The sequence below is a fragment of the Parabacteroides chongii genome, assembly GCF_029581355.1.
Lineage (GTDB): Bacteria > Bacteroidota > Bacteroidia > Bacteroidales > Tannerellaceae > Parabacteroides > Parabacteroides chongii.
Genome location: NZ_CP120849.1, coordinates 4,803,622 through 4,830,198, shown reverse-complemented (window position 1 = coordinate 4,830,198; position 26,577 = coordinate 4,803,622). Strand labels below are relative to the sequence as shown.

The window sequence follows — 26,577 nt, the reverse complement described above, 5'->3', positions numbered from 1 at the left end:
CTTTAGAGGAAGAATGAACGTAGGATGGTGGCAGCCACAATCAGGAAGATACATGCACCGAACCACGAAGCCGCCGTTTTACTGGTGTCAGGGTCGCCACTGCTGAACTTGCCGTACACTTTCACGCCGCCAATCAAGCCGACCACCGCACCGATAGCGTAAATTAACTTTGTCGCCGGGTCGAAATAACTGGTTACCATATTGGTAGCTTCGGTAATACCCGCCATGCCGTTACCCTGTGCAAAGGCGGAGGATGCAGCCAAAAGAACGGCTGCTGAAAAGAGAACTTTCTTTTTCATTATAAATATATTGATTTTTAAATTGCCGGACGGTTGGATAGTCCGCCCGGCGGAGTGATTAATAATTGAATTTTTGTGGTTGTGGGGAGTGTTCCCCATGTTCTAAAAGGTCTGTTTAACCGTAATCTCTTTGTTTCATCATCTTACTTATTTAAAGTTTACCATTAAAGAAAATCGTTCATATCAAAGGCTGCCATTTCATTACTTCCGGCAGCCGGGACGATGGCAGGCACGGGTATCTCATGCTTTTGTAAAAGTTCCGCTACCCGTGACCTGCCCCCGTTAATCTGTTCCACCAGCGAATGAAAGAGGTTTGTTTCCGTCCGGCAGATGGTCTGAACGGCTTGCCGTTCTTCCGTGTCAGACGCTTGCTTAACCTGAATGACCTGTACCATTTGACCCAGTTCCCCCAGCGTGATACCTTGCGCCATTTCCGGCTCACCGTCACCCATGTAACAGGCGATTTCTTCCGCTTCAATTTCATCTGGCGAAACGTCCGTTTCTTCCGCATCTTCTGTTTCAAACTCCATCTCAAACTCGGTTTCAATCGCTTGCGGGGTATCGGCGTTTTTTTCATCTGCCAGCTCGTTATCAAGCGTTTTCGTTACCGTTTCCTCGCTTTGCGGGACAAATATAGAAGCATTATCAACCCCTTTTGAAAGGTGTCCTAAGATGTCCCCGCTTGTCCTCATTTGTCCCATCCGGTAACGGCTTGCACCTACAAGAGAATCACCGTTTCCGGTTTTCACAGTCGTTTTACTTTCCGGTTGTTCCGGCTGCTTTTTCCTATCCGTGAACCATGTTCCCAAGCTATCCCGGTATCGCCATAAGAGAACGGCGTAATACAGGAGCGTTCCGATAATAAACCATTTCAACATATCAGAACGGCTTTTTAAATTTGCTTTCGTACAGTTCGTTTATCTCGTCCTGAAACTGGTCGAAATGCCGGAGCAGGATATTTTCTACATAGCTACTCACGGTTGCCTTGCGCCCGCCAATAACGGTTACTATTTTCATTAACTTTTCGTGGGTGGTACGGCTGACGTACAACGGCTGGCGGTCGGTCAAGTCCACCCGCATGAAATAGGTTTCCCCGTAATCGCCCGGAGTGTTCTTTTTCCGGTGTGCAGGTTCTTTCACCGCTTTTTCTTCCTTTGGTTCTGCCTTGATTTCCGGTTTATCTCCCGTTTCCACTGTACCCGTTTTATCGTCCGGTTTATCCGGTGTTTCTATTTCCGTTTTCACCGTCACTGTTGGCGTTTCCTTTTTCTTCACGGGTAAGCCCTGCGAAATAATCTCTTTCATAAAACCCTCGTCAATTTGCGGTTTCCCGCCGCTTTGCTTTGCCATATCGTTACAGTTTTATAAGGTATGCGATTTCGGTTATCAGTTCTTCCATGTTGCTGCCCTTTACCAGCCGTTTGTCCGCCGGGAACAGTGTAGAACGGAACACGGTTTTACGCTGTGCGTCCAGTTCCTTTTTGAATCGTTTCGTGTCCGGGATAAATACTTTCATCAGGGGTAGTTCCAATTCCCCGATAGTCTGTTCATACAGGGTGTAGAGGTCTGTTTTTTCCCGTCCATCTACCATGTTCCAAAATAGGTGCAGCCCTTTCAGTCGGCACGCTTCATTCTTTACCAGCAGTTTATGGATAGCCACTGCAAACGAAAGGCTGCTTTCCAATACCACCCGGTCGGCGGCTATGGGGGTGAAAATATAATCCACCCCTGAAAGGGAGTTGATAACACCCTCGCTATTTACCGTTCCGGGCAGGTCGAAAAAGACCACATCATAGTCCATCCCGGCAGACGCAAGATATTCATCCGCCGTTTTTATCGCTTCGTCCGGTGAACTGCAAAGGACAGGGTACGCTTTCTTTCCCAGTGCTTTGAACTGGCTGAAAGCAAGCCGTTTGTAATACTCATCACTGTTCACCTGTTCGGCATCCCGTTTGCGCATGGCGGAAATGGAATGTTGCGGGTAATCGCAATCCACGACTGCCACGTTATACCCTTTGAGATAATACAGGTAACTTGCCACCAAGACGGTGAACGTTGTTTTGCCGACCCCGCCTTTTTGGGTGGAGAAAGCCACATACAAGGTTTCTTTCTTCATTGTAATAATTCTTTTTTGTGATACATCTTTATTTCATTCCATCCGTACAGATTGACGGATGGTTTTCTTTCGTTCCATGTTGAAACTCCGAAAGAGAGAATGACTTCTTTTTTTCTTTCCTTGTTTCTTGCTACCTTTCTACAAAGACTGCCTGTTTTCTTCCTTGCTTCTTTGTTTTCATTCATTCCACAAAGACAGCTTGCTTTCTTTGCAGACAGTTTGCTTTCCCGATTGAATGACTGTTTCCTTTCAATCATTCCATCCGGTTTGTTTTCTTGCTTTCTTGAAATATTGCAATCTTGAAATCTTGTTTTCAAGTTTTCAAAACCGCTTTCTTTCCGTCCGCTTTCCATTACATATTTCCATCTATCCATATTGCTTTCTTTCTTAAATCCGGGACAAATAAACGTAGAAAAACAACCCCTTTTGAAAGGTGTCCTCAAATGTCCCCGTTTGTCCTCATTTGTCCTATAACCTGCTATTTCACAGCATTTTTAATACCCGTTACTTTGCAACCGAAAGGTATCGGTCAGGCTAACCAAGCCCCCGAAACCGGGAACGTTCCAATCTCCGCCAACTCCAATCCATCGGTAGATGGATTTTTATTTGCACTGGCAAATAGCAAGGTGTGTTCAAAGCTGCTTGAAATTCTTTCAGCAGCTTTGAACGCCTTGCCCGGACGAAGCCGGGATAGGGTCACTCCGAAGTCGTAACCCTTAAAAAAAGAAGCATGAAACAGAAAAATGAAAATGCGCCCCGTCCGGGTGGCGCAGGACGAAAGCCCAAAGCAGACCCGGCAGTGTTCCGGTACTCTATCAGCTTCAATGCGATAGACCACGCCCGTTTTTTGGCATTGTTCGACCAGTCAGGTATGCGCACGAAAGCGCACTTTATCACCGCCCGCATCTTCGGCGAACCGTTCAAAGTGATAAGAATCGACAAGGCGGCAGTCGAATATTATACCCGGCTGACCGCTTTATATTCCCAATACAGGGGTATCGCCGTGAATTATAATCAGGTGGTAAAGGCTCTCAATACCAATTTTTCAGAGAAGAAAGCACTCGCATTTCTCTATAAACTGGAAAAGGCAACGATGGAACTTATCGACCTGAACCGCCAAATTATTGAACTGACCCGTGAGTTTGAAACAAGATGGTTGCAAAGATAAGTGTAGGCAGTTCCCTGTTCGGTGCGCTCGCTTACAACCAAAACAAGGTCGATGAAGAGCAGGGAAAGGTACTTTTAAGTAACCGTATGTTTGAGAGCGAGGACGGAAATTTCAGCATCCGGCGATGTATGGAATGTTTCGATATGCACCTGCCAGCAGACCTGAAAACGGAAAAACCGATTATCCATATCTCCTTGAACCCGCATCCGGACGATGTGCTTTCCGACAATCAGCTTGCGGATATTGCCAAAGAGTATATGGATAAGTTGGGGTACGGCAATCAGCCGTATATGGTGTACAAGCACGAAGATATTGCAAGGCATCATATACATATCGTTTCCATCCGGGTAGATGATACGGGCAAGAAGATAAATGACAAGTTCGAGCATGTACGCAGCAAGCAAATCACCCGTGAACTGGAACAGAAGTACGGGCTGCATCCGGCGGAGAAGAAACAGGCAGCCGACCGCCCGGAGCTTAAAAAGGTGGACTACCGGGCAGGGGATGTAAAGCACCAGTTATTCAATACGGTGAAAGCCCTTGCCGGAAGTTACCGTTTCCAGAGTTTCACCGAGTACAAAGCACTGCTATCTATATATAATGTACAGGCGGAAGAAGTGAAAGGGGAAGTGAACGGTAAACCTTATAACGGCATTGTCTATTCAGCAACCAATGACAAAGGAGAAAAACAGGGAAATCCGTTCAAATCTTCCTCTTTGGGAAAGTCGGTTGGTTACGAAGCCATTCAGCGACATATCAAGAAATCGGTAAAGGACATTCAGGACAAGAACCTGAAAGAGCGCACCCGCCGGACGGTCAGCCCAGTGATGAAATACGCCCGCAACCGGGAACAGCTTATTACGGAGTTGAAAGCGAAAGAAATAGATGTGTTGTTCCGGCAAAACGATACAGGTAGGATATACGGTGTAACATTCATCGACCACGAAAGCCGTACCGTTATGAACGGTTCACGGTTGGGAAAGGAGTTTTCCGCCAATGTGTTCAATGACCTGTTTACTGGCTCCCGCAGTTTGACGGGAAATATTAAACAGGAAACGCAGGAACACGTACCGGAATTTAACCCGACCGGACACTTTTCAAATACAGGCAAAGCCATTGCGGGACTGTTCAGCCTGTTTTCCGGTGGTGACGATACGCCATCCGACAACCGACAAGTTCCACCACCCAAGAAGAAAAAGAAGAAGAAACAAAAACGTATTTAGTAATCCTAAAAATTTCAATTATGCAGAATGAAGATGATTTAAGAGGACTTGCAAAGGTCATGGACTTTATGCGGGCAATCAGTATTTTATTTGTAGTGATAAACATTTACTGGTTTTGTTACCAATCATTCAGGGAGTGGGGCATCAATATCGGGGTAGTCGATAAAATCCTGCTGAACTTCCAGCGTACCGCCGGGCTGTTCTCCAATATCCTGTACACCAAACTTTTTTCGGTGGTGTTCCTTGCGCTTTCCTGTTTGGGTACAAAAGGAGTGAAAGAGGAAAAAATCACATGGAACAGGATTTATATATTCCTGACAATCGGTTTTATCCTGTTTTTCCTAAACTGGTGGCTGTTGGTTCTGCCGTTGCCACTGGCGACAAACACGGCATTGTATATCTTTACCATGACAGCCGGGTATCTTTCACTGTTGGCTGCCGGAGTATGGATTTCACGCCTGTTGAAAAATAACCTGATGGATGATGTATTTAATATAGAAAATGAAAGTTTCGCACAAGAAACACGCCTGATAGAAAACGAGTATTCTGTAAATCTCCGCACCCGGTTTTATTATAATAAGAAGTGGAACGATGGATGGATAAACGTTGTATCGCCCCAACGTGCGTCCATCGTTGTTGGAAATCCGGGCAGTGGCAAGTCTTTTTGTGTTATCAATCAATTTATCAAACAGCAAATTGAAAAAGGCTTCGCAATGTATCTGTATGACTACAAATTCCCCGATTTATCGGAAATGGCTTATAATCACTTGCTTAACCATTTGGACGGATATAAGGTAAAGCCTAAATTTTATATCATTAACTTTGACGACCCACGCAAAAGTCACCGATGCAACCCGATAAATCCGGCATTTATGACGGACATATCGGACGCATACGAAGCCAGTTATACGATAATGTTAAATTTGAATCGCAGTTGGATCACGAAGCAGGGGGACTTTTTTGTAGAAAGCCCGATTATTCTGCTCGCTTCTATCATTTGGTATTTGCGCATCTATCAGGGTGGTAAGTACTGTACATTCCCGCACGCCATCGAGTTTCTGAACAAGAAGTATGCCGATACATTCACGATATTAACGAGTTATCCCGAACTGGAAAACTATCTTTCACCGTTCATGGACGCATGGGAATCCAATGCGCAAGATCAGTTACAGGGGCAGCTTGCAAGTGCTAAAATTCCGCTTTCGAGGATGATCTCACCCGCCTTGTATTGGGTAATGACAGGGGATGACTTTTCACTGGATATAAACAATCCGGAAGAACCTAAGATATTGGTGGTAGGCAATAATCCCGACCGCCAAAATATCTATTCCTGTGCTTTGGGACTGTATAATTCCCGTATCGTGAAACTGATAAACAAGAAGCACCAACTCAAAAGTTCCGTGATAATTGACGAGTTGCCGACAGTATATCTTCGGGGACTGGATAACCTGATAGCAACGGCACGAAGCAATAAGGTAGCGGTCTGTTTGGGCTTTCAGGATTTCAGCCAGTTACGCCGGGATTATGGGGACAAGGAAAGCAAGGTAATCGAAAATACGGTAGGTAATATTTTTTCCGGTCAGGTGGTTTCCGAAACGGCAAAAACGCTTTCAGAACGTTTTGGAAAGGTATTACAGAAACGACAAAGCATGACTATCAACCGGAATGATAAATCAACCTCTATCAGTACGCAAATGGATAGCCTGATACCGCCCAGTAAAATATCCGGCTTGACACAGGGTATGTTTGTGGGTGCGGTCTGCGACAGTTTCGATGAAAGGATAGAGCAGAAAATATTCCATTGCGAAATAGTGGTGGATAACGAGCAGGTGAAGCGGGAAACAGCCAACTATAAGAAGCTGCCCCAAATTATAGATTTCAGGGACGGGGACGGGAACGACCGGATGCAGGAAGAAATACAGGCGAATTACAACCGGGTCAAGCAGGAAGTCCAGCAGATTGTCACAGATGAAATGGAGCGGATAAAGAACGACCCCAATTTGCAGCATCTTATCAAAACAGAAGAATAAATTATAACAAATTAGGAAGGGTAAATAGATACTATTTTATCCCTTCCTAAAAAGGTAAACTATTCAGATTCAACTTTTCTGCAATATAATCAACCAACTTATTGGACAAATTTAATAATTCATTAATTTCATTTTCTGTAATCTTAACAATATCCCCATCCAATGTCTTTCCATTTCTATGAACGACATCATTTCGTATGCCAGTGAGATGTTTCTTTAAATCTTCAAATGCTGGGAAATTTATATTGAACGCAGAGTTGTAATAAACAGATACCTTCTCTAAATTATGATAGTTCAAGTTCATCAAAGCTGATTTTACCATTTTTTGTTTCTCGCTATTAGTTTTGTTAGCTATAGCTGGTTCTTTATATCGAGGATGATTAATTATAATATTATCAACATATTTGCTATTTGATTTTGTTAAATTGATAATTGTTTCATATAGAAATAGTTCTAAAGAAGACACAATACTACAATATATTTGTTTTCTAAATATTTTATCCAATTCTTCAGTTTCCAATTTTATTTTACTTAATCTATCAATATTAATTATACTTTGTTGATATTCCTCGTGTGAATTTTTATAAGGTATTGATGTGTAAGTATAGTCTTCGTAGTCTTGGCTATCTAATTCCCATGAATCAATCCATACTTGGTTGTTATTATCAATTCTATTTATCTTTTTTAAAATATCTTGTGGAGAATCTTTTTTGAAAGATACAACATAGCTATACAGAGTTTCATCATATCCTGTATATTCTTCAATAACAGGTTCTAATATATCTAATTCATCTGTAGTTATACCTAAGATACTAGCCAAACGGCTATTGTATTTCTCTTCCAACATATCAAAATAATATTCTTTCATTATTCCCATATACACTTTCCTTTAAAAATTAAACGAATATATATTAGCACGAATACTTGTTGTTTTCTGCTATTATATCTCCAATTGGAGATATAAGTTCTTCTGAAAATTTATCAAAAAAATAAGAATCCAAATGAATTTTTTTCTTATATTCATCAAGTATATTGTTTTTTTCCATTTTGAAGAAACTGGATATTCCTTCTATTGCCATTATTTGGTAATCAATCTCAAAAGTATCTATTGAGATGATTTTGTATTTGCTTTTTTGAATAATTGAAATATCAATATGCTTCTTTTTAAGATATGCTTCTGCAATCCGAGTTAAGCAATCATTTATGCCTGGACACCCGGCATACCATTCTTCAATCGTCACCATTATTGGGATAAATGTTTTGTTTTCATTATAAGGTAATTGGGGTATTTTATTTGATTTATAATCATTGTAAACTTTATATATTTTCCCTATCTCTTTTCCTAATATGATAATGTCTTTAGTTAAAGTATCTGGAATTGATTTAATATAATTTTCATCATTAATCAAGTTGTTATTAATGACGTAATCTATATTTGTTATATCAAAAGTCCATTGTTTTTTAGATTTAGCCATCAAGCGTTTAGCCTTACATTCAATGAAAAGAATATTTTCTGAATCTGAAATAATCCAATCAGATGTTTTATTATTATCTTTTCCGTAGGGAATTTCGGGGGATATGAAATAAGAAGAAGGACTGTAATGTTTTATAACTTCTCCTGTGTATTTTTCAAAACTTTTTCCAAAAGCTCCAGAAACATTATTTTGCGGAATGTTTGCAATGTAATATATACCAGAATTTAATTGATTTAATAAATATCTTGGTGATATACAATAGATATTATTGTTATATTCAAAAAGAGGATAGATTATATGTGGAGAGTTATTATAATTAAATAGTTCTTCGTCTGTATATTTTGTATTCAATCTTGACATTTCCTTATGTTCTGATAAAGTTTTACAAAATATTGATATAGTTTTTTGAACATTTTCGGCACTAAATGGAGTTCCTTGATAATTTTCAGGAAAGGAAATTAAATGATTAAGTCTAAATGCAAACTGTTGAGTAAATTTTGAATATAACCAAAAAGCACAAATAACAAAATCTTTGTATTTCATATTAATGTTATCCTCAATAACTTTACAAAGTTTTTCATCTTTAAAAATCCAATAGTAGCGATATGTTTCATAAATGATATTTGTTGAATTTTGCAGCTTTGTTTGGTTAAAGCAGAATGAATGTAACCATGTCCATATATCAGTATCTATCGCATCTTTATTTATTTTTTCTTCTAATTTGGTAAGTTCTACAACTATTCTTAATCTATCTTTAAAGTTGCCAAGATAGTATTTCCCTTTATTAAAAGTGCAGTATTTTAGAGAATTAGCAATTAGAAAGTCACATATATTAGGCATAAGAATAACACTGTTACTATTCTCTATGTGGGGAAGTCTATTATATCCTATTCCTTTTTCAAATGCAAGTAAATATTGACGAATAACAAACAGATTATCAATAATATTGTAATCTGTCAACTTGTTTAATATAGGTTTAACACTTGAAAAATAATCCATTTTACAAAGTATTTATATAATTAAATAAATTCAAAATTTCCTCTTTCCCTGCAATTATTGTGACTAATGAACTGATGAAACCAGCTAATGCAATAATTCCAGAAATAACATTCCAAAAATCACTATTTATAATACTCCTAACTCGTGATGATGATATGATACCAAACCAATTAAAAAGAAACGGTATGACATTAATTATACTTTTCACTCCTTCTCGAAACCATATAATTGGATTTTTAATTTGCCTTTTTATACAATTTATTCTCTCATTTTGATAACCTATATATCTTAATAAACATTCGTCTGTTGAATATATGTCAAATTTCTCAATGTCGTGATTTCTAAACTTTGGTATTGTATTCAAAATAACTTCATAATTGCGGATATAGTATTGAGCAAATGCAGGTTTATAATCCATCTTTCCAAATCCACTAATTATATTCTGAATATGTTGAGAATTCATAATAAGCCAATTATATAACTCAAGAGAGGTTGATTGGTTATTATTACTATTGAACTGATTACAAAATTCTATGAACTTATCTCTATATTCAATTACGCTGTTATTATCTTTGATGTGTTTGTTAAGATTGCATTTTATACTACTCCAACCCATCAAGAATAAAATAATCAATATTATTAAGGTTATTATCATATCTACTTTAATTGATGATTATACAAAACGATATTCGCTTTCAAAGATAATAATTTATAGGCAATTATTGATATGCTTGGACAAATAAAGCCAAACGCGGACTAATGAAGCCACCCGTTCCCAAATCCTTAAATATACTCTATTTCATCCTTACTTTTACTTCCGAAATTTTTATTTACTCACTAAAATTCAAAAAGTTATGGATGTAAACACAGCCAATCAATCCACCACTGACGAACAGATGATGGATATTCTTCTTGTACTGGATAAGGAGAAAAAGACAATCAGCGTAGTGAAAGGCGTGGATGAAAACGGGGAAATCCAAACCGTCCCGCCGGAGAATAACAGCGAACTTTTGAAATTCGACCGTCACGGCGATTTCTTTTCCAATTTCTTTTCCAACATGATGAACCAGTTGAAGAATCCGACCCGTTTCAACTTCTTCAAAATTCCTAAGATTGAACTTCCCAAGATTACACCGATAATCAGGGACAACTTCGATCATCCAACACCTGAAAATGAAGCGGACATAGCACGCTACCGGGTAACACCCGAAACACAGAAACAGGAAGTGAAGAACGAACAACCGAACCAAACACAACAGCAGGTACAGCAACCGCAGCAGGAAGCAACAGCACAAGCACCGCAGCAACCTGACAAAAGCAAGTATGTTATCGATCCTGATAAGGTGGACTGGGAAGCTCTAAAAAACTTCGGGCTTTCCAAAGAACAGCTTGAAAAGGCAAAGGCTTTAGAACCCATGTTAAGGGGGTACAAGTCGCCCGGTGCGTTCTCCATCGCAGGTAACTACAATTCCGCCATTATGAAACTGGACGCACGCCTATCTTTCCGGCATGACAAGGATGGGAAAGTGGTTTTGGCGATACACGGCATCCGCCAAAAGCCGGAACTTGAACGTCCGTTCTTCGGGCATGAATTTTCCAAAGAGGATAAAGCCAATCTTCTTGAAACGGGCAATATGGGACGGATCGTAAACCTGAAAAACTACATCACGGGGGAAATGATACCTTCTTTCGTCAGCGTGGATAAGGTGACGAATGAACTGGTTTCCATGCGTGCAAGCAGCGTCCAAATCCATGATGAAATAAAGGGTGTCAAACTGAACAAGGAACAAAAGGAAGCCTTACGGGAGGGAAAAGGAATATTCCTTGAAAATATGATTTCCAACCGTAAAAATCCCTTTTCAGCTACCGTTCAGGTCAATGCCGACAAGAAAAGTCTGGAATTTATCTATCCCAATGCCAAACAATCACAAGAGCAACGACAGAAACAGGAACAGCCGAACAGCCTTGTTACCAGTGACGGTGTAACCATCCCCAAGAGTATTTCAGGAATAGAACTATCCCGCCAGCAACAGCAGGATTTAGTCAATGACAAGACCATCTTTGTTGCCGGGCTGAAAGACAAGCGGGGGGTCGAATACGATGCTTACATTCAGGTGAACCACGACAAGAAGAAACTCGGCTTTTACAGTGACAACCCCAGTTTTGACCGTTCAGCCGTGAAAGAGATTACTCCGGCAAGCAAGAACCGTACACAGGTAGCGGTCAATTCGGAGGGCAAGACCAACGAAGTCACCAAGAAGGTGAAAGAACCCTTGAAAAAGGGTCAGGACAAGCCCACTGAAAAACAAAAGACCAAGCAGGATAAAAAGGAGAAGCAGGAGCAGACGGACAAACCCAAACAAAGCAGGGGACGCAAAAGATGATAGCGGTATTAATCCTTATCCCGGTTGTCGGTTTCGTCCTGTTCGTTCGTGCCCGTTACAAAACAGACTGGAAAGCCATAGACGAACAGAACCGACAATTTTATGTAGATGGTTATCACATCTACTATGACCGGAAAGTCCTAAGACAAAAAGAAGTGGAACAATTAAAATCAAAATTAGAATGATTGCAGTAATCGGAGAAAAACCAAGTGTGGCAAGGGATATTGCCCGCATTTTAGGAGCGAGTGAAAAACAGGATGGCTACCTTTCAGGTAACGGGTATCTCGTTACCTGGGCGTTCGGCCATCTTGTAGGTTTGGCAATGCCGGAAGCCTACGGCATACAGAGTTTCCGCCGGGAAAGCCTGCCTATTATCCCGGATAGTTTTCAACTTACACCCCGACAAGTGAAAGCGGAAAAAGGGTACAAGGCTGACCCCGGAGCGTTAAAACAGCTAAAGGTAATCAAAGAGGTATTCAGCCAGTCGGACAAGATAATAGTCGCTACGGATGCAGGGAGAGAGGGAGAACTTATATTTCGCTACATCTACCAGTATATCGGATGCGACAAGCCTTTTGTCCGTTTATGGATAAGCAGCCTTACGGACAAGGCAATCCGTGAAGGACTGCAAAATCTGAAAGCCGGTAGCCTGTATGATAACCTGTTCCGTTCGGCACAGGCACGTAGCGAAGCGGATTATTTGATAGGAATAAACGCAACACAGGCTTTAAGCGTGGCAGCCGGACAAGGAATATTCTCTTTGGGACGGGTACAGTCGCCCACGTTGGCAATGATATGTACCCGCTTTTTGGAGAACAAGAACTTTGTCCCGCAAAAGTATTGGCAACTGAAATTACAGTCGGCAAAGGATGATATAGCTTTTACGGCACTATCAGTAGATAAATACGATACGCAGCAAGCCGCCATCGACACGCTGCAAAGGATAAAGGAAGCAGAAACGGTACAGGTGAAATCCGTAGAACGTAAGGAAGTGAATCAAGAACCGCCCTTGCTCTATGACCTTACCACGCTGCAAAAGGAAGCGAATACGAAACTGAATTTTTCCGCAGATAAAACATTATCCATCGCACAAAAATTATACGAGGGTAAACTTATCAGCTATCCCCGAACCGGAAGCCGTTACATATCACAGGACGTATTCGAGGAAATCCCGGAACGGTTTATTAATTTGGAGCAGTACACCCGCTTTTCCGGGTATGCCGCAGGAATGAAAGGCAAAGCCTTAAATCCCCGTTCCGTAAATGATGGCAAGGTAACAGACCACCACGCCCTGATTGTGACCGAGAACCTGCCCGGCAAGATGGAAGCGGACGAACAGGCAATCTATGATCTGATAGCCGGACGGATGTTGGAAGCCTTTTCTGAAAAATGCGTCAAAGACGTTACCAGTGTAACGCTGGAATGCGCCGGGTCGCTTTTTACGGTTAAAGGATCTGTAACCAAGTCCGCCGGATGGCGTGCCGTATTCGGTGAGAAAGAGGACGGGGAAGATAACACCGCTTTACCCGTGATGCAGGACGGTAACAGTCTGCCGCTTTCCGGTATCGAACTGTTGGAGAAGCAGACGAAGCCCAAACCGTTACACACGGAAAGCAGTCTGCTTTCTTCGATGGAAACGGCGGGTAAGGAACTGGAAAACGCAGAACTGAAAGCAAGCATGAAAGACACGGGTATCGGTACGCCCGCAACAAGGGCAGCCATTATCGAAACGCTGTTTTCCCGCCAGTACATCATCCGGGAGAAAAAGAACCTTGTCCCGACCGAGAAAGGGCTTGCCGTTTATAACATCATCCGGGACAAGAAAATAGCGGACGTAGAAATGACGGGCATGTGGGAAAATACGCTTGCCAAGATAGAAAGCGGGGAAATGAACCCCGACACGTTCCGCAAAGGTATCGAGGTGTACGCAAGGCAAATCACGGCTGAACTTTTGGATGTTCAGCTTTCGTTCGCTTCGGGTGGTAATTGTGTCTGCCCGAAATGCAAGACCGGACGTATTCTGTTTTATCCGAAAGTCGCCAAGTGTTCCAATGTGGATTGTTCCGTTACCATCTTTCGCAACAAGAGCGAAAAGCAGCTAACGGACAAACAGATTACCGAACTGGTGACTACCGGGAAAACCGGGCTAATCAAAGGGTTCAAAAGTAAAAACGGCAAAGTCTTTGACGCTTCACTTGCTTTTGACGGGCAGTTTAATGTTACTTTCGTATTTCCTGAAAAGAAAGGAAAGCCCAAGAAATAAGATGGAAATCGTTATATTTGCCACGGAAAGTTTCATTATAGATAAATTTATAATTGAAATTTTTGTGGTTGAAGCACCCGGAGGGATACCGGGTGCTTTTTTAATCACTCTCCTTTATATCGGTAGGTCAGGTAAACGACTTGATTATCCAGTATCTTGTTTTGGGTCAGTTTCCACTTCGACCCGAATGTTTTTCCTATGAACCTGATACCGTCCCCCAGCATGACCGGAACAATATACAGGGTTATTTCATCCAGCAGGGACGCTTCAACCAGCGAGGTTATGAACTTACTGCCACCGATAACCTGAATGTCGGTTTCCGAACTTGATTTAAGTTCATTGACCGCACGTAAAGGCATATCGGTAAGAAAGGTTACATTCTCCTTTTCCGTCACATTGGTATCGTAGTGGGACACTACAAAAGTCTTTTTACTTTTGTACGGCCATCCGCCACAATGTTCAAAAATATAAGTGTAGGTATTCACTCCGGCAAGCAATACGCCGGGTTGTTCGTAGGCTGCTGAAATCTCTTTCTTTACGTTTTCAGGCATCCAATCCAATTCATTATCCTTTCTGGCTATGAAACCATCGAGAGATAATGCAATACAAGTTTTTAAATGTTTCATAATTGGGTATTTAACAGTTTCCATTAATAAACTGTTCGCCAGTGCATCAAAAAAGAAGCGTGAACTTACACTGCTTCAAAGTAGAGGTACTGGCATACCTAAATGACGAAACAGGCAAGCCCACGCTATGTTAAAACATAGCATAGACATTGCGCTGAAAATCTCGTCATTATTGAAAAGTGCCAGTTTTCTACTTTGAGACGTTCTGCGAACGAATATGTTATATATAAAGACGAAATCACAGGTTACTGTTCAATCGCCGTTATTTTCTTATGTAACTTTTGCAAAGTTAGCTAAATCCCTGAAAAGTCAGGCATACAAAACAAAGAAATCCTGCCTTATCTCACGACAAAACAGGATTAAAAGCCATTAGAAAAGAAAAAATTAATCGGTTTTCTCCCGTATTAACTTGTGCACGTCCGTGGCACGATAATAACACCTGCCATCCAGCATAAGGAAAGGGAGTATTCCTTTTTTTCGGTAACGGGTTAGCGTCCGGGGGGCTACTTTCAGAAGCAGACATAAGTCCTGATTATCCAGCAGTTGTTCACCGTCCAAACAGTTACGCCCCTTAATTACCCGGTCTATTTTTTTGTCCTGCATATCGAACCTATCCATGATACGTTCCATCCATGCGGTAAAATCGTCTTTATCTATATACATAAGGCTGCCTGATTAAATTAAACCAATCATAAAATAACTTTGGTTGGACGGATCTTTGACGATAATATCCTTTTCCCGCATGAAGCGGATATAGCTTTTTGCGGTACGTTCTTTCACGTCCAAGATTTGCTGTATCTGTTCGCATAAGTCTATGTAGGTGATGTGTTCCTGTCTGCCGAACACGTCACGGGCAACACCGACCAGTTCCTTTTCCTTGCGTTTTTCTTTTTCCTCTCGTGGCTTTTCTCCTTTGTAAAGGTGCATTCCGGCTGTTTTATCCCATGCGAACAGCATCAAAGGGACATCCAACGGGCTACCATCCCTTACTTTCAGGGCTTTTACTACCGATTGTGTAGGCTCTTCATCCTTTTCAATGGAAAGGATAGTTGCCGCCTTACGTTGTAATTCCGAGCCTAAATGTCCCCGCAGCTTCAATCCATTGGGTACGAAATGCAGCACGCAAAGAATACAGGTATTATAAATTCCTGCCAGTCGGTACAGTTCATCTATCACCGCCACGCTTTCCACTTCATCATTGGCACTCTTTACAAGGTCGGCGATACCATCTATCACTACTAATTGTATGCCCCCGTATTGGTAATAAAACTTATCCATACTTTGAACAATGGCGTGCAGCCGTTCTTTTCGGGACATACCTGTCAGACAAAATGCTTTCAGTTCTTCCGGTTTGTCCGGTTGCTTCGCACGTGCCAGTAGGTTACTTACATTCTTGAACAGTTGCACTTCGGACTGTTCTGTATCATAAAGTAATACCGCTTTATGTTTACTGTTGGCGGCTATCTGTATGCCAAGCGTATCTACTTCCTTATCAGGTTGGTAGATACAGCCCGCCAACATTGCGGCTATATAATTACTTTTTCCTGTTCCCTCGCCGCCTGTAATACCGAACAAGTTTCCTTGTGTCCCCAATGGAACATCTCCGGCGGAAATTATCACCTTTGCTTTTGCCGGAGGATTATTGAAGTCTATTTCGCACGATTTAAGCATAATCAATGTATCACTATATAGGTTATCTAAAAATTCGATAAACAATTTCAGGAAATCTTCACGGGTATTCCCAGCCTTGAAATAATCGGAAATATCCTTTTCCTCTTTCGTTCCGGGAAGTGGTAGGAGCAAGCGTTTTACCCCCAATTCTTCCAACTGTTTTTCCTGTTTGCGTGCGCTTTCCTTGCCCGTCTTATCGGTATCATATAATAGGATGATATGCTTAAAACGGAATGTCAGTTTATAAATCAGGGTAGGCGGGATAGCTACTGTTTCACTGTTGAAGCAAATAGCATGGAAACCATGTGCCGCCAATGACATGACATCTTTTTCACCACCAGTAATAAAAAGTGTATCACCTTTTGCGGGTAGTTGCTCCAATCCGAAACAATAGTTTTCCCCGAAGTTACCACCATATAGAAAACGGGTTTTTGAGAATGGACGGTACAATTTTATATACCGTTTATTCTTATACCCGTACATCGGTTCTGTCACTGATGAAGTATAAGTGAACGGTGTCCCATCCGCCGTTATACTCTGAAAATCCCGTAAGGAACACACCTTGTAGAGTTCCAACACTTCCGGTGTGATACCGTACTGTTGCCAATACATCAATTCAGCAAGCGGAAATTTCTGTTCCCTGAATTGGTAAGGTTTGCTTTCTTTTTCAGGTGTTTCTTCCGGTATATCATCTACTATACGGAAAGAAGTACGGGTAACAGGTATTGGATTGCCTATTGTCAGTCCCAATCCCAAATCCCGGTCTATGGTTTCCAGTATTTCCACAAAATCTATCGAATTATTGCAGTCCAACCCTTTAAGTTGCCCCACGAAAAAGAAACAATCACCACTATAATTGTCATTGCCGAAATCTTTCATCTTATAAATACCGCTTCGGCGGTCGAAATAGATGTTACAGGACGCTTTATTATCTTCATAAAGCGGGTTTAAGAAATTTCGACCTATCCGCCAATTACCGGGTACATAGTGTTTGAACACGGATAACCCGTTACTTGTCCTTTCTAATATTTCTTCTTTCCTTAACATATAGCTGGTGGTTGGTTATCAGGTCATTAATACTGTCCTTATCTCGTTTAATCAGGCGTTCTTCCAATAATCGTTTTATTTCTCCGATTTTGTAGAAATAATGCCCCTTGATGTTGGAATAGGTGATAGTCCCTGCAGCCCGTAAGCGTTGTAATGTCCGGTCACTGATTTTTAAGAATGTACAGACTTCGTAACTATCCACCCAAATTTCATCTTCATTAGTGTTTTCCGCTTCTGTGTGATTGAATATATAATCGGCGATAGCGGTAATTTTGTTGTCTAAATCCTTATAGGCTTTTGACTCGAATGTTATTATCTCCATTTTGCTAACTAATTGATTTGCTGCAAAGGTCGGGAGTTGCAAAAGATAAAACTTACAAGATACCACCAAGTTGGTTGATTTATTTTTTGTGGAAATTGGTGCTAAAACAGGGTGAAACAAGGAGAAAAGAGGGTGAAAATCTACTTTAGAATAGGGCATAAAAAACTACCAAGTTGGTAGTAACTTGGTAGTTTTTTCAAGGAAGTTTATTATAACTTATCGTCTTCGTCCATTTTTTGCAGGAGCTTATTTATAAGGTTGGTAAGGAATGATGTCTTATCTTTCTTCCTTTCTCTTATTGCAAGATAAGTCCGGTAATAATCCCCTAAATCTATTTTGAATGATGCTTCTATATAAGTCATTATCTCTTTTATATCAGCGTTTCCATTATTAAGTACTCCGGCAGCATAGATAGCATATCCCAATTCGATAGCAGCTATTTTTGTGCCTGTCCATAGGAAAGGATTGTCAGGTAATGAAGTCCTGCTATTTTCTATTACTTCTTTCCTTTCAAGTTCCTGTAATCGTTGTTGCAGATAGATTTCCAACATATCATAAGCCAGCATCTTAGCAACCCTATGGTCGCAGCAAGTTGAAAACAATGGGTCTTTATCAAACATACCACAGTTATGGCATAGTTTGTAATTCTCATGTTCTCTAAGAAAATAATATCTATCTAAGTGTGTGGCTTTAGAACGATAATATTGGTAGAAGTCAAGATTAGCATTGCAAAACTCCGTTATTGCCGTTTGCTTTTTTTTATAATACTCTTTTAGAACTTCTTTGCTGCCGTTCGGCTTTCTTAGTTCAAGTAGATATATGTCATTAAAATATATCAGTTTGCTTAAAATGAATGGCTTAATATCTTTGAAGAATAATATTTCTTCATTAGCATCCTGAAAAGTATATTGGTGGATAAACTCTCTTAGTTCTTCAAATAATGGTCTGATGAAATCAATCATATATATAGCTTTATCGGAAGATACGTCACTATCCATACAGGACGTTTCTATCTCTGTATTGATTTTAGACAATAACTTATCTATGTATTGTTTCATGTGATTTGCGTGAAAAATTGTTTGTACTATATTTCTTTAAAACAGTCCATGGAGTATTGATAATCTTTTAAAGAGACTGTCTTTTTATTTGTTATATTCTCTTTACCAGTAGGATAACCTGTTAATATGGGATAACATGGATTATATTGCATTTCTTCATTTCTACTTATAGTGGAATATGCAGTAGCATAACAATAACTGCATCCATGTTTACAGGTATTATAGACTCCAATATCAATACTTTCAATACATCCGCAATTCTTTCTCTGTCCAATATCTTTTCGAGCATTGAGCTTACAGCCAATAATACTTTCTATTTTTTCTTTATCAATGCAAGTCGAATGGTATAATCTATACGAACTGTAATCTTGATTTTCGCTACACATATAAAGTTTCAAATTATAGGCGGATGCAATATTCACTAAATTTTCCACTATATTTTCTTTCACCGTTAAAGGTATTTCGGTGAAATTTGGGCGGATATGCCTATAAATATCAATAAAACTAATAATACATTTATTCGTATATCCTGCCAACGATTTGCATAATTGTTCAAAACGATTTAATATCCAGCTTTCTGTAAACTGTTTATTGATAATTATAGGATCGAACCGCCAATCTACCCGATTAGTGCCAACTCTATCGCTTAGTCGTTGAAATACTTCTATAACGTTCTCTTTTTGTGGAAGATACTTTTCTACTTTATCATCATAGGCTGTAATTGTAAATTCAAAATAATAATCTTTATATCCTAAATCTTCAATAACATCTAATTTCCTTAGTAATGGCAGTGCGTTTTTAGTCCAAAAAACAATACAATCTATTTTTTGAGGAGACAATGATATACGGCTTAACTGATTTGGATTATATGGATTAGGAATTAACACATACTCTTCACGTAAACGGTTAATAAACCATTCTGAATAAAAAGCAGGGATGTCAGTTCTACGACTTACTGATAATATCATTATTAATCTTTTTAGATATTATTTATTGTTTTATTCTTAATCGCTTTTTCCCAGCCGATGATAGTTGCTTTTCTTTCTTTCTTCCAATGATAATCGCCTATAATTCCGGTATTACGTATTACTCTGTGACAAGGAATTACAAAGCCCACAGGATTATTCGCAACGGCTCTTCTTACAGCAAAGGTTGATTGCGTATCTCCTATATTTGTGGCAACTTGACTATAAGATGTTACACTTCCAAATGGAATTTCAAGTAATGCCTTCCAAACTTTTATTTGAAATGGAGTTCCTTTCAACCATAGCGTAAGTGATTTGTTTTCTGCATAAGGCGAAAAAATCTTTTCTGCAATCTCTTGAGCCATCCCGTCATTTTGAAAGAATTGTGCATTTGCCCATCCGTGCTTTATTTCATTTATTAGAGAGTTTCTATCGCAATCTGAAAATTGCATTTCACATATCCCTCTTGATGTGGAAACTATAAAACATTCTCCAAAAGGAGTTGCGGAAAAGCCATATTCAAAACGAATACCTGCTCCTTTGCTCTTGTACTCTTGTGGTGTGACGGCTTCTATTTTTACAAATAAGTCATAAACTCTCGATTGGGCAGATAGCCCCACTTTTTCGGCTGCTTCAATCAGGTTGGAAGTATCTTGTAACTCTTGTTTCAAGGCTTCTATCGTGAGATGTTCCAAAAATTTCTTTGGGCTTATTCCTGCCCATTCCGTGAATATTCGTTGGAAATGAAAAGGACTTACGCCAATATATTGTGCTAATTCATCTAATGTTGGCTGTTGCTTAAAGTTCTCAACCAAATATTGAATAGCTTTTTCAATTCTTGTATAGTTTATATTTTCAATCATAATAACCATGTTTGATAAATCCTAAAGATGGTTCGCTCTCGGTACTATATGAAATAGGCGCAAAGATAGGGATTGCTACTAATGCCTACAACCCATTTCTTGCTATTGTATGCTAAAATGTTATATCACAAAATATTATATTGATACTTCATTAGATTTTCTTATTTTGCCAGTTGCCTTTCCATAGATAAAAAAAAGAAGTGAAAATCATGGCATAATAAACAATATCCGAAGTCCAACATATTGCAACATCCATTTTTAGGTAAACCGCAATATATACGATGTAGCCGACATATATACATAGGCTGCACAACTCAATAAATAAGGTTGAACGTGTACTGCCTGTTCCCGAAACTGCAAAGAAATAGACAAAAGCCGGAACAGCAACTATATATGCCGACAACATTACCCAAAGTGACGGTAGGGCATTTGCTATCAAATCCGGAGTATCTGTATATATACGTAGGAACATCGTAGGAAATATCGCAATAATAATAGCCAATGGAATTACAAAACAATAGCAGTTTCTAATTATGTTGTTGCATAGTGGCATCACCTTTTTAATTTCTCCATTCCCTATTAAATTGCTAACAAGCGAACTACCTGTAGATGCAAAAGCATTGACAAAAATAAATAATAGAGCAGAAGTATTCCGTACTATGTTAGTTATGGCAAGAGAACGTTCTCCAAGATGTTCTATCGCAATGAAAAAGACCAACCATGAACCAGTAGATATAAATGACTGAATCATTGTCCAAAAAGACACATTCAATATTTCTAACAGGGTCTTTATTTTAAAGCCTGCAAAATGGAATAACCTATATAGTTTATAGTTTACCTTTTGGTGAGTGTATATACAAAAGAATATAACCGATACAGCTTCCGAGATAGAAGAGGCGATAGCTGCACCAGCAATCCCCATAGCTGGAAATCCTAATTTACCAAAGATTAAAATATAATTCAATATCATATTGGTAAGTACCATAACAACAGAATTGATTGTTAATGTCTTTGTCTGTGTTGTACCGATATAAAATGCACGGAACATCACTGATATGAAAGAAAAAAAGAAGCCATATACACGCCAGTCCATATAATCTATTGCGGCATAGTACACATCTTTAGATTTTATCATCAAATGTAGTAACTGCGGGGAATAAACTTTTGAGAGGATGAATACACAGGTTGCTATGACTAATAAGAATAATGTTCCTTGCATGAAAATAGCACCTATGCGATGGTACTGTTTTTCTCCATTACGGCGGGCTATTAAAATTTGAGCACCCACACTAAAACCAAACCCTAACATATAAATGGCAAGATAATACATACTTGCTACAGCCGATGCGCCTAATTCAACTTCTCCTACACGTCCTAAATATGCTGTATCTGTTAATCCTATCAGTTGTTGCATTAATAGGCTGATTAATACTGGATATGTGATATGACGAATTTCTTTACTTGTAAATTGCATAATTGAGTTATTTTATAAAATAGCCGCAAATTACGTAATAGGATTTTATGGGAGCAACCCGATTCTTGCTTTAGGTGTAAGGTGCAAGTATATATCTATATATAGCTTGCACCTTACACCTAAGCTGAAACATTTATATTCAGACATTTGCGTAATCCAAAAAGAAGCAGTATCTTTGAACCGAAGTTTTAGGCAGACAATGAACAGTCAAAGGACGACAGATAAACGTCTTTTTTGAAACCTAAATTGTACCCCCTAAGGCATTGACATATTGATAAAGAGTTGAATTAAAGCGACATAAGGAGATGGGTTCATTACCCTGTCTCTCCGCAAGATTACCGGATTGCAGGTAAAATATAAGAGGTTCTACAAGGTATTTGTAGGACCTTTTTTAGTATATTATAATTTTAATGGGTTGATTTGTCGTAGTTAAGCCGGTTTCGACTATAATGAAATAAAAAAAAGTCTACTTTCACAAGTAGACTTTTCGTAATACTTATAATGACCAATACCTTTACCTAAAATGAGAGGCTTTAGCCTCAAATATTACTTTCTACAAAGATAGAAAAAGTTTTTGATAAAAACAAAATCTAACTCATATTTTTCAAGGTTTATGTAAAAGTAAAAATATCCTCTTTCTTATATAAATCCGGAAATGAAATCAAAATGTAATAAAAAGCTCATAAGAATGTCATTTTGCTCTTGAAATTTTATCAATTAGGATGTTTTAAAAGTGAAAATTCATGCGTTTCCGATTAAAAATATTATATTTGTAGACAAGTGTAATGTATCCCCGGACATAATCTCTCCAGGTAAGCGGCATGATTCACATATTATTCTAATCTATCTAAAAAGCAGTGATGTTTATGATTAAAAGAAAAGAACTAACGTACGACAATTCTTATTTACTCAGAGTGTTTAACAGGGACTTTCCTCATTTGGTGACAATGGCGGAAGAGAGTCTGAACGTGAAACTGTTCAGGGAGGCTCTACGCTCGTTTGTTTCTTCCCGGATTGAAATCAACGGAGGTGGCAGTAATATGGGAAATGCCGTGGCGAAGCGTATTTTGCTTTTAATAGAATATGACGGATCGCCGATAGATGAACTTTCGACCGGTGAGGAGATGCCTATACAGACTATCACTTATTTTTGGCAATTACTGGCAGGTAAATTAACAGAAGAGGTTTCGCCTGACCTGTTTATAGATCTTTACCATCAGTTCATGTTGCTGGAGCATCCGGAAGTGGCGGAACCGGATCGTGCTTTGGTAAAACGCCAGATGAATCGCTGGCCTACAGGATTGGATGAAGATGTTATTGCCATACGTGAGGCTAATAAAGACCGTATAATAAAGCGGCTGATCCGTAAGATCGAGCGGAGGAATGCACCTTCGTCCCGTTTTCAGTTCTCACCGGAAATGACCTATGATGAAAAGTACGATCAGGTGAAAGAATGGTGGAATACAGCACGTTTCCATTTGTCTCTGGCAATCAAAAGTCCGACAGAACTGAATTATTTCCTGGGAGAATCTCTTTCGGAAGAAATGATGCATCTGCTTGCACGGGCTAGGAAGAAAGGTATGCCATTTTTCGTCACCCCTTATTACCTGTCTTTGCTGAATCCGGAAAAAGATGGATATGACGACCAGGCAATCCGCTCATATATCCTTTATTCAAATGAATTGGTCGATACCTATGGAAGTATAAAAGCCTGGGAAAAAGAAGATATAGTGGAAGCCGGTAAACCGAATGCTGCCGGATGGCTATTGCCGGAAGGACATAATATTCACCGCCGTTATCCGGAAGTTGCTATCCTGATCCCTGATTCAATGGGGCGTGCCTGCGGTGGTTTGTGTGCTTCCTGCCAGCGTATGTATGATTTTCAGAGCGAGCGTCTTAACTTTGATTTTGAAGCATTGAAGCCGAAAGAAACATGGGATAAGAAGTTACGCCGTTTGATGCATTATTTTGAAGAAGATGCCCAGCTGCGCGATATTCTGATCACCGGCGGAGATGCTTTGATGAGCCAGAACGCTACATTACGTAAAATATTGGATGCCGTCTATAAGATGGCTGTCCGGAAGCGCAAAGCGAATGAATTGCGTCCGGAAGGGGAGAAGTTGGCCGAGTTGCAGCGGGTCCGTCTGGGATCGCGTTTGCTGGCCTATCTGCCTTTGCGAATAACCGACGAACTGGTCTCTGTCCTTAGAGAGTTCAAGGAAAAAGCATCGACTGTCGGAGTTTCCCAGTTCATTATCCAAACACATTTCCAGTCTCCTTTGGAGGTAACTCCGGAAGCAAAACGTGCTATAAAAGCGATACTCGATGCCGGTTGGGTGATTACGAACCAGCTGGTTTATACCGTTGCTGCTTCCCGTCGCGGACATACGGCTAAATTGCGGCAAACACTCAACTCTGTCGGGGTGATCTGTTATTACACCTTTTCTGTGAAAGGCTTCCATGAAAATTATGCCGTATTCACACCAAACAGCCGTTCACTCCAGGAACAGCATGAAGAAAAGATTTTCGGAAGAGTTCCTGATGATAAATTGGCTGAACTGGACGATATAGTGACCAACAAGCGTCCTTTGGGCAGGAAGCTGTATAATTTCCTGCGTGAGAATCATTTGCTGTTCGCTGCGACAGATCGTAACGTGCTGAATCTTCCGGCAATAGGCAAGAGTATGACATTTAAGACTGTAGGATTGACAGCCGAAGGAAAACGTATCTTGAGGTTTGACCATGATACCGGTCGTCGCCATAGCCCGATCATCAATAAATTGGGGCAGGTATATATTGTAGAGAACAAGTCGGTGGCAGCCTATTTGCGGCAATTGGAAGAGATGGGAGAGGATGTGAAGGAGTACCGCAGCATCTGGAATTATTGCGAGGGAAAGACTGAACCACGTTTCAGCCTGTATGAATATCCCGATTATCCGTTCATGATTACAGAAAAGATGACCAATCTTGAACTCGAAAGCGAGTAAAAGTGTATCTTTGTTCCTGCTAAACCAATAAAAAGATGATACAGAACGAAAGAGAAATACGGCACGAACATGTGTTAGAGGCTGTCCGTCAGATGATGACGGCTGCCCGTACGGCTCCCAAGGGGAAGGGAATCGATATTATAGAAATAGCAATGGTTACTGACGAAGATATACAACGCTTGTCTGACGAGATGCTGAAGGTGGCAGCTGAAACCGGATTGAAGTTTTTCTTACGTGATGCGGATAATGTTCTGAGTGCCGAAGCGGTCGTGATACTTGGTACACGCCAGCAGGTGCAAGGTTTGAACTGTGCACATTGTGGTTTTGATACCTGCGTGGAGAAACCGGCAGAAGTGCCGTGTACCATCAATTCAGTGGATTTAGGTATTGCCATCGGGTCGGCTTGTGCTACGGCTTCCGATTTACGTCTGGATACGCGTGTTATGTTTAGTGCCGGCCTGGCTGCGCAGCGTTTGGGATGGCTGGGGGAGGATAGTAAATGCGTCATGGCTATCCCTGTCAGTGCTTCTTCGAAGAATCCGTTCTTTGATCGTAAGCCAAAAGAACACCCCGTGAAATAATTAGCTGGAATTAGGACAAATAACACGATGACTTTATGATAAAGTTTGACAACAAACTTGAACTACGTTATTCATTTAACGATAAATCCGCTTATATGGATGCCTGGATTAAACATCGGTGTGAGAAAGAGATACTTTCCATGCTGCGTGTCCTGGCAGATCTGCTGGATGTGAAGATGACTGCCCATTGTGAACCCTTTTCACAGGAAGGCGGATATCGGGTCGTATGGCCGATAGCAGGCGAGAGTTCGCGCTCTATCTCGGTAGTATTAAATATTCTGATGCAGGTTTTAACAAGGCCGACCTTGTCTGTCGGCGGGCAGCCTTTGGTAGACCGGACCAATACGGATGAGGAAGATATGCAGAAAGAGATCTCCCTCCTGAAACGTTCGCTTAAATTGAAGCAGGCGGGAGCTCTGATACCTCGCGAATTGGTAGAACTGTTGGCTTCCTGGCCGAAATTCTGTAAATATAAATCCAACTTCTATGAAGCGTTGCGCGGATATCCCAAAGTGACGAAAATTAATGTACGGGAATTAAATGACAAGAATCGTGCTCGTTCAGGTTCTCTGGAAGTGAAACGAGAACAGTTCGATTACTTTATCCTTCGTTCGGACGATCTGCCGACTATCAAGGATAATAAAGCAACGATTGAAATAATCTCGCCGGTATTGAAAGACAGTCGTTACCGTTGGAAAGGCATTTATAACAAAGGGGGCGAGACGATCGACTTCTATATGTGTGACGAAGATTTCAAAAAGCAGATGTTCGACGAAAAGATTTCTTTTACGAGCGGAATGTGTATCGATTGCGTACTGGAGATCGCACGTAAATTAAGCGAGCTGGGTGAGACGGTCAACATCAGCTATACGGTGACCACCGTGATCCGTACCCGTTTCGATAAAATGGAAATCGTTACCCCGCAAGGCAAGCGTCATCTGCGTAAGCTGGAGGCGGAGAAGAAACAACTTACACTCGACTTATTTGGCTAACTTTTCCTATCTTTACGTCAAATCTTAAAGATGT

General features: G+C 40.3%; 25 protein-coding genes. 9 read left to right on the top strand and 16 right to left on the bottom strand.

Annotated elements, in window-relative coordinates:
* Window positions 1-2: 2 nt before the first annotated feature.
* The 5 genes from P3L47_RS18430 to P3L47_RS18410 all read right to left on the bottom strand — a co-directional run bounded on the left by P3L47_RS18430 (window position 3) and on the right by P3L47_RS18410 (window position 2,789).
* A complete protein-coding gene (locus P3L47_RS18430) occupies window positions 3-299 on the bottom strand; it encodes a DUF4134 domain-containing protein (RefSeq protein WP_005926215.1) in 297 nt (98 codons plus the stop codon).
* A 164-nt stretch (window positions 300-463) separates the two neighbouring features.
* Window positions 464-1,177 (bottom strand): hypothetical protein, encoded by a 714-nt coding sequence (locus P3L47_RS18425; protein ID WP_277781692.1) that lies wholly within the window; start codon window positions 1,175-1,177, stop codon window positions 464-466.
* Between the two features lies 1 nt (window position 1,178).
* A complete protein-coding gene (locus tag P3L47_RS18420; RefSeq protein ID WP_277781691.1) occupies window positions 1,179-1,649 on the bottom strand; it encodes a DUF3408 domain-containing protein in 471 nt (156 codons plus the stop codon).
* A gap of 4 nt (window positions 1,650-1,653) precedes the next feature.
* Entirely contained in the window at window positions 1,654-2,415 is a 762-nt protein-coding gene (locus P3L47_RS18415) for a ParA family protein (protein WP_028897900.1), read from the bottom strand.
* Window positions 2,412-2,789: a hypothetical protein gene (locus tag P3L47_RS18410; protein ID WP_277781690.1), complete on the bottom strand. Its 378-nt coding sequence runs from the start codon at window positions 2,787-2,789 to the stop codon at window positions 2,412-2,414. Before P3L47_RS18410 ends, P3L47_RS18415 begins: the two co-directional genes overlap by 4 nt.
* Before the next feature lie 356 nt (window positions 2,790-3,145).
* Here P3L47_RS18410 and mobA point away from each other — a divergent pair, with 356 nt between their 5' ends.
* From mobA to mobC, 3 genes are read left to right on the top strand one after another with little or no spacing between them, the layout of a single operon-like run.
* Window positions 3,146-3,583, top strand: coding sequence for a conjugal transfer protein MobA (gene mobA / locus P3L47_RS18405; RefSeq protein WP_277781689.1), 438 nt, complete (start codon window positions 3,146-3,148; stop codon window positions 3,581-3,583).
* Complete coding sequence (gene mobB / locus P3L47_RS18400) at window positions 3,568-4,806, top strand: conjugal transfer protein MobB (protein ID WP_277781688.1); 1,239 nt, start codon at window positions 3,568-3,570, stop codon at window positions 4,804-4,806. The genes mobA and mobB overlap by 16 nt, the downstream gene beginning before the upstream one ends.
* A gap of 20 nt (window positions 4,807-4,826) precedes the next feature.
* On the top strand, window positions 4,827-6,836 hold the full coding sequence (gene mobC / locus P3L47_RS18395; protein ID WP_277781687.1) for a conjugal transfer protein MobC: 2,010 nt from the start codon (window positions 4,827-4,829) through the stop codon (window positions 6,834-6,836).
* Window positions 6,837-6,882: 46 nt separating this feature from the next.
* On the opposite strand, the gene P3L47_RS18390 is transcribed toward mobC, so the two are convergent.
* From P3L47_RS18390 to P3L47_RS18380, 3 genes are read right to left on the bottom strand one after another with little or no spacing between them, the layout of a single operon-like run.
* Window positions 6,883-7,713, bottom strand: a complete 831-nt coding sequence (locus P3L47_RS18390) for a hypothetical protein (RefSeq protein WP_277781686.1) — start codon at window positions 7,711-7,713, stop codon at window positions 6,883-6,885.
* 34 nt (window positions 7,714-7,747) lie between these two features.
* Window positions 7,748-9,310, bottom strand: coding sequence for a hypothetical protein (locus P3L47_RS18385; RefSeq protein ID WP_277781685.1), 1,563 nt, complete (start codon window positions 9,308-9,310; stop codon window positions 7,748-7,750).
* Window position 9,311: 1 nt separating this feature from the next.
* Window positions 9,312-9,773, bottom strand: a complete 462-nt coding sequence (locus P3L47_RS18380) for a hypothetical protein (RefSeq protein ID WP_277781684.1) — start codon at window positions 9,771-9,773, stop codon at window positions 9,312-9,314.
* A 391-nt stretch (window positions 9,774-10,164) separates the two neighbouring features.
* Here P3L47_RS18380 and P3L47_RS18375 point away from each other — a divergent pair, with 391 nt between their 5' ends.
* From P3L47_RS18375 to P3L47_RS18365, 3 genes are read left to right on the top strand one after another with little or no spacing between them, the layout of a single operon-like run.
* A complete protein-coding gene (locus tag P3L47_RS18375; protein WP_277781683.1) occupies window positions 10,165-11,694 on the top strand; it encodes a DUF3945 domain-containing protein in 1,530 nt (509 codons plus the stop codon).
* On the top strand, window positions 11,691-11,879 hold the full coding sequence (locus P3L47_RS18370) for a hypothetical protein (protein ID WP_025814982.1): 189 nt from the start codon (window positions 11,691-11,693) through the stop codon (window positions 11,877-11,879). The genes P3L47_RS18375 and P3L47_RS18370 overlap by 4 nt, the downstream gene beginning before the upstream one ends.
* Window positions 11,876-13,957, top strand: coding sequence for a type IA DNA topoisomerase (locus tag P3L47_RS18365; protein WP_277781682.1), 2,082 nt, complete (start codon window positions 11,876-11,878; stop codon window positions 13,955-13,957). Before P3L47_RS18370 ends, P3L47_RS18365 begins: the two co-directional genes overlap by 4 nt.
* A gap of 104 nt (window positions 13,958-14,061) precedes the next feature.
* Here P3L47_RS18365 and P3L47_RS18360 read toward each other — a convergent pair whose 3' ends face one another.
* The 8 genes from P3L47_RS18360 to P3L47_RS18325 all read right to left on the bottom strand — a co-directional run bounded on the left by P3L47_RS18360 (window position 14,062) and on the right by P3L47_RS18325 (window position 21,983).
* Window positions 14,062-14,583, bottom strand: coding sequence for a dihydrofolate reductase family protein (locus P3L47_RS18360; protein ID WP_277781681.1), 522 nt, complete (start codon window positions 14,581-14,583; stop codon window positions 14,062-14,064).
* Between the two features lie 384 nt (window positions 14,584-14,967).
* Window positions 14,968-15,246 carry a helix-turn-helix domain-containing protein gene (locus P3L47_RS18355; protein WP_277781680.1) on the bottom strand — a complete coding sequence of 93 codons (279 nt, stop codon included), beginning with the start codon at window positions 15,244-15,246 and terminating at the stop codon, window positions 14,968-14,970.
* A 12-nt stretch (window positions 15,247-15,258) separates the two neighbouring features.
* Window positions 15,259-17,301 carry an AAA family ATPase gene (locus P3L47_RS18350; protein WP_277781679.1) on the bottom strand — a complete coding sequence of 681 codons (2,043 nt, stop codon included), beginning with the start codon at window positions 17,299-17,301 and terminating at the stop codon, window positions 15,259-15,261.
* Window positions 17,264-17,623 (bottom strand): helix-turn-helix domain-containing protein, encoded by a 360-nt coding sequence (locus tag P3L47_RS18345; protein ID WP_017141651.1) that lies wholly within the window; start codon window positions 17,621-17,623, stop codon window positions 17,264-17,266. The genes P3L47_RS18350 and P3L47_RS18345 overlap by 38 nt, the downstream gene beginning before the upstream one ends.
* A 209-nt stretch (window positions 17,624-17,832) precedes the next feature.
* Entirely contained in the window at window positions 17,833-18,621 is a 789-nt protein-coding gene (locus P3L47_RS18340; RefSeq protein WP_427910519.1) for an RteC domain-containing protein, read from the bottom strand.
* A gap of 86 nt (window positions 18,622-18,707) precedes the next feature.
* The gene (locus P3L47_RS18335; protein ID WP_277781678.1) at window positions 18,708-19,649 is read right to left on the bottom strand and encodes a DUF1848 domain-containing protein; all 942 of its coding nucleotides are present in this window, start codon (window positions 19,647-19,649) and stop codon (window positions 18,708-18,710) included.
* Window positions 19,650-19,660: 11 nt separating this feature from the next.
* The gene (locus tag P3L47_RS18330) at window positions 19,661-20,509 is read right to left on the bottom strand and encodes a methylated-DNA--[protein]-cysteine S-methyltransferase (RefSeq protein WP_191031536.1); all 849 of its coding nucleotides are present in this window, start codon (window positions 20,507-20,509) and stop codon (window positions 19,661-19,663) included.
* Between the two features lie 151 nt (window positions 20,510-20,660).
* A complete protein-coding gene (locus tag P3L47_RS18325; protein ID WP_225549109.1) occupies window positions 20,661-21,983 on the bottom strand; it encodes an MATE family efflux transporter in 1,323 nt (440 codons plus the stop codon).
* A gap of 866 nt (window positions 21,984-22,849) precedes the next feature.
* On the opposite strand from P3L47_RS18325, the gene P3L47_RS18320 reads away from it, so the two are divergent.
* Genes P3L47_RS18320 through P3L47_RS18310 form a run of 3 tightly spaced genes read left to right on the top strand, consistent with a single transcriptional unit; the run spans window position 22,850 to window position 26,543 of the window.
* Window positions 22,850-24,970 (top strand): KamA family radical SAM protein, encoded by a 2,121-nt coding sequence (locus tag P3L47_RS18320; RefSeq protein WP_277781677.1) that lies wholly within the window; start codon window positions 22,850-22,852, stop codon window positions 24,968-24,970.
* Window positions 24,971-25,005: 35 nt separating this feature from the next.
* The gene (locus tag P3L47_RS18315) at window positions 25,006-25,551 is read left to right on the top strand and encodes a ferredoxin domain-containing protein (RefSeq protein ID WP_122360178.1); all 546 of its coding nucleotides are present in this window, start codon (window positions 25,006-25,008) and stop codon (window positions 25,549-25,551) included.
* A 35-nt stretch (window positions 25,552-25,586) separates the two neighbouring features.
* On the top strand, window positions 25,587-26,543 hold the full coding sequence (locus P3L47_RS18310; protein ID WP_122360177.1) for a hypothetical protein: 957 nt from the start codon (window positions 25,587-25,589) through the stop codon (window positions 26,541-26,543).
* Window positions 26,544-26,577 lie beyond the last annotated feature (34 nt).

Excerpts from the sequence above, each read along its gene's own strand:
- P3L47_RS18430 (WP_005926215.1), bottom strand. The coding sequence starts at position 299 with ATGAAAAAGAAAGTTCTCTTTTCAGCAGCCGTTCTTTTGGCTGCATCC.
- P3L47_RS18415 (WP_028897900.1), bottom strand. The coding sequence starts at position 2,415 with ATGAAGAAAGAAACCTTGTATGTGGCTTTCTCCACCCAAAAAGGCGGG.
- P3L47_RS18385 (WP_277781685.1), bottom strand. The coding sequence starts at position 9,310 with ATGGATTATTTTTCAAGTGTTAAACCTATATTAAACAAGTTGACAGAT.
- P3L47_RS18330 (WP_191031536.1), bottom strand. The coding sequence starts at position 20,509 with ATGATTGAAAATATAAACTATACAAGAATTGAAAAAGCTATTCAATAT.
- P3L47_RS18380 (WP_277781684.1), bottom strand. The coding sequence starts at position 9,773 with ATGAATTCTCAACATATTCAGAATATAATTAGTGGATTTGGAAAGATG.
- P3L47_RS18320 (WP_277781677.1), top strand. The coding sequence starts at position 22,850 with ATGATTAAAAGAAAAGAACTAACGTACGACAATTCTTATTTACTCAGA.
- P3L47_RS18350 (WP_277781679.1), bottom strand. The coding sequence starts at position 17,301 with ATGTTAAGGAAAGAAGAAATATTAGAAAGGACAAGTAACGGGTTATCC.
- P3L47_RS18375 (WP_277781683.1), top strand. The coding sequence starts at position 10,165 with ATGGATGTAAACACAGCCAATCAATCCACCACTGACGAACAGATGATG.
- P3L47_RS18315 (WP_122360178.1), top strand. The coding sequence starts at position 25,006 with ATGATACAGAACGAAAGAGAAATACGGCACGAACATGTGTTAGAGGCT.
- P3L47_RS18410 (WP_277781690.1), bottom strand. The coding sequence starts at position 2,789 with ATGGATAGATGGAAATATGTAATGGAAAGCGGACGGAAAGAAAGCGGT.
- P3L47_RS18390 (WP_277781686.1), bottom strand. The coding sequence starts at position 7,713 with ATGGGAATAATGAAAGAATATTATTTTGATATGTTGGAAGAGAAATAC.
- mobC (WP_277781687.1), top strand. The coding sequence starts at position 4,827 with ATGCAGAATGAAGATGATTTAAGAGGACTTGCAAAGGTCATGGACTTT.
- mobA (WP_277781689.1), top strand. The coding sequence starts at position 3,146 with ATGAAACAGAAAAATGAAAATGCGCCCCGTCCGGGTGGCGCAGGACGA.
- P3L47_RS18360 (WP_277781681.1), bottom strand. The coding sequence starts at position 14,583 with ATGAAACATTTAAAAACTTGTATTGCATTATCTCTCGATGGTTTCATA.
- P3L47_RS18325 (WP_225549109.1), bottom strand. The coding sequence starts at position 21,983 with ATGCAATTTACAAGTAAAGAAATTCGTCATATCACATATCCAGTATTA.
- P3L47_RS18345 (WP_017141651.1), bottom strand. The coding sequence starts at position 17,623 with ATGGAGATAATAACATTCGAGTCAAAAGCCTATAAGGATTTAGACAAC.
- P3L47_RS18365 (WP_277781682.1), top strand. The coding sequence starts at position 11,876 with ATGATTGCAGTAATCGGAGAAAAACCAAGTGTGGCAAGGGATATTGCC.
- P3L47_RS18310 (WP_122360177.1), top strand. The coding sequence starts at position 25,587 with ATGATAAAGTTTGACAACAAACTTGAACTACGTTATTCATTTAACGAT.
- P3L47_RS18370 (WP_025814982.1), top strand. The coding sequence starts at position 11,691 with ATGATAGCGGTATTAATCCTTATCCCGGTTGTCGGTTTCGTCCTGTTC.
- P3L47_RS18340 (WP_427910519.1), bottom strand. The coding sequence starts at position 18,621 with ATGGATAGTGACGTATCTTCCGATAAAGCTATATATATGATTGATTTC.
- P3L47_RS18425 (WP_277781692.1), bottom strand. The coding sequence starts at position 1,177 with ATGTTGAAATGGTTTATTATCGGAACGCTCCTGTATTACGCCGTTCTC.
- mobB (WP_277781688.1), top strand. The coding sequence starts at position 3,568 with ATGGTTGCAAAGATAAGTGTAGGCAGTTCCCTGTTCGGTGCGCTCGCT.
- P3L47_RS18335 (WP_277781678.1), bottom strand. The coding sequence starts at position 19,649 with ATGATATTATCAGTAAGTCGTAGAACTGACATCCCTGCTTTTTATTCA.
- P3L47_RS18420 (WP_277781691.1), bottom strand. The coding sequence starts at position 1,649 with ATGGCAAAGCAAAGCGGCGGGAAACCGCAAATTGACGAGGGTTTTATG.
- P3L47_RS18355 (WP_277781680.1), bottom strand. The coding sequence starts at position 15,246 with ATGTATATAGATAAAGACGATTTTACCGCATGGATGGAACGTATCATG.